The sequence below is a fragment of the Streptomyces sp. NPDC004561 genome (assembly GCF_053602155.1).
Genome location: NZ_JBSGDB010000507.1, coordinates 1 through 5,903, shown reverse-complemented (window position 1 = coordinate 5,903; position 5,903 = coordinate 1). Strand labels below are relative to the sequence as shown.

At 69.0% G+C, this 5,903-nt stretch carries 7 protein-coding genes; 4 read left to right on the top strand and 3 right to left on the bottom strand.

What is annotated here, in order from left to right:
* Positions 1-198: 198 nt before the first annotated feature.
* The gene (locus tag ACWEN3_RS39215) at positions 199-1,029 is read left to right on the top strand and encodes an IS5 family transposase (protein WP_452981349.1); all 831 of its coding nucleotides are present in this window, start codon (positions 199-201) and stop codon (positions 1,027-1,029) included.
* Positions 1,026-1,370: a hypothetical protein gene (locus ACWEN3_RS39210; RefSeq protein ID WP_452981346.1), complete on the top strand. Its 345-nt coding sequence runs from the start codon at positions 1,026-1,028 to the stop codon at positions 1,368-1,370. Before ACWEN3_RS39215 ends, ACWEN3_RS39210 begins: the two co-directional genes overlap by 4 nt.
* A gap of 52 nt (positions 1,371-1,422) precedes the next feature.
* Here the strand turns inward: ACWEN3_RS39210 and ACWEN3_RS39205 are convergent, their stop codons facing one another.
* The gene (locus ACWEN3_RS39205; RefSeq protein WP_452981343.1) at positions 1,423-2,157 is read right to left on the bottom strand and encodes a DUF6193 family natural product biosynthesis protein; all 735 of its coding nucleotides are present in this window, start codon (positions 2,155-2,157) and stop codon (positions 1,423-1,425) included.
* A gap of 1,014 nt (positions 2,158-3,171) precedes the next feature.
* Positions 3,172-3,837 carry a hypothetical protein gene (locus tag ACWEN3_RS39200; RefSeq protein WP_452981340.1) on the bottom strand — a complete coding sequence of 222 codons (666 nt, stop codon included), beginning with the start codon at positions 3,835-3,837 and terminating at the stop codon, positions 3,172-3,174.
* A 265-nt stretch (positions 3,838-4,102) separates the two neighbouring features.
* On the opposite strand from ACWEN3_RS39200, the gene ACWEN3_RS39195 reads away from it, so the two are divergent.
* Positions 4,103-4,831, top strand: a complete 729-nt coding sequence (locus ACWEN3_RS39195; RefSeq protein ID WP_452981337.1) for a rhomboid-like protein — start codon at positions 4,103-4,105, stop codon at positions 4,829-4,831.
* Between the two features lie 89 nt (positions 4,832-4,920).
* Here the strand turns inward: ACWEN3_RS39195 and ACWEN3_RS39190 are convergent, their stop codons facing one another.
* Positions 4,921-5,217, bottom strand: coding sequence for a M1 family aminopeptidase (locus ACWEN3_RS39190; RefSeq protein ID WP_452981334.1), 297 nt, complete (start codon positions 5,215-5,217; stop codon positions 4,921-4,923).
* 484 nt (positions 5,218-5,701) lie between these two features.
* On the opposite strand from ACWEN3_RS39190, the gene ACWEN3_RS39185 reads away from it, so the two are divergent.
* The coding region (locus tag ACWEN3_RS39185) for a hypothetical protein (protein ID WP_452981331.1) at positions 5,702-5,903 on the top strand (202 nt) is incomplete at its 3' end.

Here is a 5,903-nt window from a genome sequence, read left to right as displayed (position 1 = left end):
ATCAAGCCCCACCACACCTACTGCCTCTTACACACCGCCACCCCACCATCCCAGAATCATTGCATAAGCTACTAAACCAGGTGAAAACGACCTCTCAGAGCATGTTTCGTGGCGTGATGGCTGTTTTGCCGTCACCTGATGGTGTGGGGTTGGGACGTCCCGGCTGATCGGCGGGGTTCGGGGTGCTGGGCTGCTCGGGTGAGTGAGCGCAAGCGATATCCGAGCGACCTGTCGGACGAGCGGTCGGCGCTGATCGAGCCGGTGATTACCGCATGGAAGGCCGCGCATCCGTCGGTCAGCGGTCACCAGGGCCGTTACGAGATGCGGGAGATCGTGAACGCGATCCTGTACCAATCCCGGACGGGCTGCCAGTGGGACTACCTGCCGCACGATCTTCCTCCGCGGTCCGCGACGTATTACTACTTCGCCAAGTGGCGCGACGACGGCACCGACCAGACCATCCACGACCTGCTGCGCTGGCAGGTCCGGGAGAGGGCGGGCCGGTCGGAGGACCCGAGCCCGGTCGTACTGGACACCCAGAGCGTCCGCGCCGCGGTGAACGTGCCCGCCGACACAACCGGCAAGGACCCTGCAAAGAAGGTGCCCGGCCGCAAGCGCGGGCTTGCGGTCGACGTGCTCGGCCTGGTCATCGCCGTGGTCGTGCTCGCCGCCTCCATCCACGAGAACCGCGCGGGGACGATGTTGTTGGACCGCGTCGCCGCGCAGACGGCGACCGTGTCGAAGGCACTGGTCGACCAGGGCTTCAAGAGTGCGGTCGTCGCGCACGGCGCCACGATGGGCATCGACGTCGAGATCGTCGAGCGCAACCCGGCAGAGCGGGGCTTCGTGCCGCAGGCGAAACGGTGGGTGGTCGAGCGCACCTACGGGATCTTGATGCTGCACCGGCGCCTGGTCCGCGACTACGAGAGCCGCCCGACCAGCTCGGAGTCGCGCGTGTACTGGGCGATGACCGACGTGATAGCACGCCGACTCACCGACCAGACCACCCCGACCTGGCGCGACGCATGATCGGGCCCGAACCGGTCCGGTCACTGCTGAACAAGATCACCGCACGTGAGCAGGCCATCGCCGCCGAGACGGAACAGGTCCGCGTGCCGCTCGACGAACTCACCGCGCTGCTGCGCGAGCTGGAGCAGGAGGCCGAACACCTGCGGATCACCCGCAAGACCGTCCTCGCCCTCGGCGACGAGCCCGACCCGCAGCCGCAGCCCGCCGTCCCGGAGCACCCCGCCTACCAGCAGATCCTCGCCGCCTTCACTGAGGCGCGGAAGCCGCTGCGGGCCCGCGACCTGTGCCAGGCCCGCGACCTCGACATCACCCCGAAGAACATCGAGAGCACCCGGCACTAGCTCAAGCGCCTGGTCAGCCGTGGGATCCTCGCCGAGCCCGAGCCCGGCTTGTTCACCCTGCTCCGAGCGTGACGGGTCCCAGATCGGAAGGCAGACGGCTGGCAGCGATCGACACAGCCTCTTCCGCCGTCGCCGCCTCGACAAGGCCCTCACCCATCATGTTGGTACTGACGGTAAATGGCTTCTGCCGATGGGCGTCCAGGCAAAGCCGAAGAACAGTGAGTCGCGGACGGGTGCTGGTGGAGAACCGCAGGGTCCAGTGACTGGTGAAGGGGTAGAGCCTGCGCAGTGCCGGCTCGGCATACGCCCTCTCGATGAGCGCGCGGTACTCGGGCCAGTCCACCTCGCCGGCCTCGGTGATCAGGTGCTGCCACTCTGATTCGGTCAGTCGCACCGGATCGTGGTCGGCCACCTCGAAGCGACCTGTGAGGTGCACGAACGGAGCGACCTCCCGGATGGCAGTCAACTCCTCACCGCTGTGCCAGGCATGCGCGGCCCGCACGATTTGGGCCAGCTCGTCTGTATCTCCTTCGGCAAGCGCCATGTCCTGGAATGACTCGCACCCGCGGATCGACCAACGCCGTTCGACCGCCCAGGCGCTGATGGCCAGAACAGTCCGGCGCGGAGCCTCGCTCGTGACCGAAGCAGCTCGCAGTGGGGCGGCTTCGGAGACCGTGAACGACACGGAAAGGCCGTCCCTGTCGGCTACCGCCTGAAGTGCAGCGGCAAGGCTGCCTGCAGCCGCGATGTCGGGATACAGAGCGGCGGGATCTTGGGACGCGGCCATGAGTCACGATTGTGCCCCAGCCACTACCTGCTGCGTACTCCGATTCGAGGCATCGCCGCGACCTCACTACGCAGACCGGGAACCGCGGTCAGCCGGGTCGCTTGCGCCCACAGACGCGAACGCGGCCCGGCCTCATCGCCCTCCAACAGGCCGCCTCGCCCAACGCCAAGCCCGGAACGGGCACTCACTTGCGAATCACCCTCTCAGAGTCCTGGCCCGCGACCGGCAGCCTGTCTCTTCGCGGCGGATGCAGTGCCGACTACGGTTTTCTGGCGTTCAAGGGCGCGTTCTTCCTGCCGTGCGTGCACGGCGACGTCGCCGAGGTCCGCCTTGTGGCGCTTGGCGTAGGCCTTGCTCCCTGAGCCGGGCCAGCCGTGCAGAGCCTTGTGGTGGGGGTTGGTGTCGGTGGGGGGAGTTGACGCCTGACGATACGGTCGTGATGGGGCAAGGGAAGCTCTTCCCCGGCCTCGCCGCCGTTATTCGGAGCGGCCTGGCGGGACTGGTACAGGGGCGTCCGGACGAGGTCGACACCGGACCGCCCGATTGTCGGCGGCGGTGACGGCCCGCTCGGCAGCGCCCGGCCCCGGCATGGTCGATCGCGGGCATGTTGCTGGCCAGGCGGGCCGCGTCCGCGCTCTACGACATGCGAGGGCGGAAGACGAGCCTGAGCGCAGCCGGTGTCCGGGAACGCGCTTCATCCCAAAGCACGAGGGACCAGCACGGCCTGGACCAGTACCAAGTCCGCCGCCTGCCATACCGACGGGTGCCGAGCTGGGGTGAGCGGGGTCTGCCGACGGGACGACAGAGAGTCCACGGCCGACGTGCCAGCCCTCGGAAGCGATGACCGCCACAGGTCTCTGTCGACCCGGACCGTGGCCGAACACCGGGCCGGCGAGATGTCCCGAGCGCGCCGGGCCCCGATGCGGCAGACACCTCGCGAACCATCCGGCCCGACGTCCAACGGAACACCGAGCGCCGCCAACCAGCCCGCACGGCGAACCCCGTGCGGGATTCTCAGGCGTCCCCGGGGAGCAGGTGCTGGCCGACCTGGCGGAAGGCCCAGGAGCCATGGGTGTGGGTGAAGACCCACACCAGGTCGAAGCGGTTCGGCCACGCCGCGGGCGCCCCGCTGCGCGACGCGCCGAGGGCCTCGACGATGGCCGGGATGCGCGAGTGCTCCCAGCAGATCAGGACCGGTCGGGGAGCGGAGAGCGCGGCCTTGGCCAGTGCGACTTCCTGGGACTCGGCATAGGTGGTGTCCACGGTTATGCCCATGTGCCGGGCGAGCGGGGTGACGGTCTCCCGCATCCGGTGGGCGCCGGCGAGCGGGCCCCGGTCCGCGGCGGCGTAGATGGTCCGCGGACGCACGATGCCGGGTTTCAGGGGCCAGCCCCTGGGCGGGTCGAACAACGTCGGCGATGCCCTGGCCCGCTCCCAGCCACGCCGGGTGAGCGACTTGGCGTCCGGACGGCCGTTCTCGCCGATGCCGGATTCGTTCGGGCCCGGCTTCTCCCCGTGCCGGATGACCATGATGGTGGTGTTGTCGGCGACCGGGACCCTGGAAGCCGGCGCGTAGGCGGGGTCGGACGCGGCATCGCGCTTGTGCTTGCCGCCACAGCCCGCAAGGACCGCGGGCGCGGCCGCCGCCATCGCGGCCAATGCCCCACGCCGACTGACCATCGTGCGACCGACGCCGCTACCGCCCGGCGTCCGCGCAGCCCCGTGCGTCCGGCTCTCCACCATGCGAACTCCTTGCCGCGCTCCTCGGGCCACTGATCGTTGCGGAGCACTACAGCATCGCTTGGTGAGAACCCCTCTCATGTTGGCCGCCGTCGGAACCGGGCGCGGTGGCCGACGGTCTCTTCCCGGGAAGGGCGGGCACATCGCCCTTGAGCGCCCGAACGCGGGTGACAAGCGTAGATCAAAAGCGTACGAAGGCAGGGAAATGAGGGCTGTGGAGACGTTGAGGCGGCGCCTGCCGGCCACCGCCGTATACGTGACGGCCCTGCTGGCCACCGCATGGTGGCTGAAGGGACAACCGGCAGCGGAACGGGCCCGCTTCATGCGCCACAACAGCAGCAACGTGCACCACCTGGATGTCGGCAAGTGGTGGACCCTGTTCACCAGCGGTCTGGTGGTCGACGGTGTACCGGCCCTGGTCGGTATCGCCGCGGTGGCCGGGGTCCTGGGATGCGCCGAGTGGCGCTGGGGGGCGCTGCGCGCGTGCGGAGTCTTCGTCTTCGGTCACCTCACCGCGACCCTGCTCACCGAGGGCGGCCTGTGGCTGATGCACGTCGTCCATCTACCAGGCGTGCCCACCCGGACCCGTGACGTGGGCATCAGTTACGGTCTGGTGACGACCGCCGCCTGCCTGCTCGGTCTCACCGTCGGCCGGCTCCGCCGCTATGGCCTGCCTCTGCTCGCCGCGGTGCTGACGGCAGCGCTGCTGTACGACCAGGAACTCGCGGACGTCGGCCACCTGGCCTCCCTCGCACTGGGCTCTTTCGCCGCCCGCACGGCGTGGCTGCGCACCCCGTCCGGCCGCCCGGTACGCATGATGCCCGTCACACCGGACACCGTCGGCGCCGCAGTGCCGAGCGGCAGGGCCCCGGTGGGGAACGAGGGCGTCGGTGCGCCGGGTACGCCAGGAGCAGCTCCGAACAGCGGGTACTGACCTGTTCGCCGTCCCAGGCCGACACGCACGGGCACCGGTGTCGCCGCAGGGGCTTTGCCGGCCGACCTCGACGCGCACCGCGGCCGGACTCAGGACGGCGCGGGTGGCATGGGTGGCAGCTGTTTCTCGTGGAGCCAGGAGTGCAGCAGCGGCTCGACCGCCGTCGGCGAATACCGCCCGGCGTGAGCGATGAACGCGGCCGTGTCGGAGCTGCTGCCGCGGTGTGCCTGGAGCCAGCCGCGCAGCAGGGCGAAGAAGCGGTCGTCGCCCAGTGTCAGCCGGAGGGTGTGGAGCGTACAGGCGCCCCTGTCGTAGGCGCGGTGGTCGAAGATGTGGTCCGGGCCCAATCCATCGATCCGGGGCGCCGTCGAGGGCGGAGACGTCATGCTCCTCGCCGTATCCAGACCGTTGAGCGCGCGGGTGAGGGCAGCATGAAAGGCCCCATCAAAGCGGTCACGATCAAAGCGGTCACGCACGAGGACGCCCGCCGACCGATCGAGATCGTGCAGCCCTGCCGTGCCACCTTCTCGGCCTCGGTGTGCTCGTCCAGCAACCGGTCGTAGATCCGCTTGACCGTGTGCCGCTGCTCGGCGGAGCGGTCAGGTCCGCCTCCAGGACGTCGCCGATCACCGGCTTGCAGGGGTCCAAGCGCAGTCACCTCGGCCTCATCTTCTTCCGCGGCAACGGGCAGGCGATCCGGCAAGTGAATGGGTCGCGTTGGCGGGCGTGGATCCGGTAAGGGAACATAGGCCAACGCTCACCTTCCTTCTTGAATGAGGCATCAGCCGCATCCGTACTCACAGATGCAACGCAGGAAGAAGTCAGCGGCAACCAAGGCAGGTTGACGTCCTGTCAGGAAAGGATATTGGTATGTCCTTCGCCAAGATCACGCTGGCCAAGAAGGCCAAGAAGAAGGAATGCGGCGCGGCCGGCAAGGCCCAGCACCACAAGAAGAAGCACCACCACCGGAAGCACAAGAAGGCCGCCGCACTCCCCTGCCGGCCACCGAGGCGTACGAACTCGCCGTGCGCGTCGCGGGGCTGGCGCCGCACCGGCGCGGGACCGAGGCGAC

What these genes read in the sequence shown, in the direction of transcription:
- ACWEN3_RS39210 (WP_452981346.1), top strand. Translation starts at nt 1,026, where the DNA reads ATGATCGGGCCCGAACCGGTCCGGTCACTGCTGAACAAGATCACCGCA.
- ACWEN3_RS39205 (WP_452981343.1), bottom strand. Translation starts at nt 2,157, where the DNA reads ATGGCCGCGTCCCAAGATCCCGCCGCTCTGTATCCCGACATCGCGGCT.
- ACWEN3_RS39200 (WP_452981340.1), bottom strand. Translation starts at nt 3,837, where the DNA reads ATGGTCAGTCGGCGTGGGGCATTGGCCGCGATGGCGGCGGCCGCGCCC.
- ACWEN3_RS39195 (WP_452981337.1), top strand. Translation starts at nt 4,103, where the DNA reads ATGAGGGCTGTGGAGACGTTGAGGCGGCGCCTGCCGGCCACCGCCGTA.
- ACWEN3_RS39190 (WP_452981334.1), bottom strand. Translation starts at nt 5,217, where the DNA reads ATGACGTCTCCGCCCTCGACGGCGCCCCGGATCGATGGATTGGGCCCG.